The organism is Streptomyces sp. NRRL F-5630 (assembly GCF_000719475.1).
Lineage (GTDB): Bacteria > Actinomycetota > Actinomycetes > Streptomycetales > Streptomycetaceae > Streptomyces.
This window is the reverse complement of the sequence record NZ_JOGO01000219.1, coordinates 1-320: the sequence shown is the minus strand read 5'-3', so window position 1 is coordinate 320 and position 320 is coordinate 1. Positions and strand designations below refer to the sequence as shown.

The 320-nt window shown below is 65.6% G+C and carries 1 protein-coding gene; it reads left to right on the top strand.

Translation table 11 applies throughout. From position 1 onward, the window contains the following. Positions 1 to 320 (top strand): hypothetical protein (locus tag IF99_RS33175; protein WP_158716692.1); only part of this gene is annotated, 320 nt, incomplete at both ends.

Sequence of the window (320 nt, the reverse complement as noted above, 5' to 3'; positions counted from 1 at the left end):
GTGTTTTCGAGGAGGTGTCGGGGTCTTCTTCGTTGAGGGAGGTCGCGGGGGCGGATGTGGAGGCGCCGTGGGGTGATGCGGCGTATGCGGTGTGGGGTGCGAATGATCCGGGTGGTGTGCGTTTCCCGGATGGTCGGGTGCTGGGCGCTGAGGAGTTCGCGGCGGAGCTGGCTGGCGATCCTGAGCTGGCGAAGTTGCCGGGGGACATGCCGGTTGTTTTGGTGGTGCCGTATCTGGCGAATGAGCGGAATCTGGAGTTTTTGCGGGCGGTCGCGAATCGGTTGGGGCGGCCGGTGTGGGCGGCCAGTGGTGATGGTCGT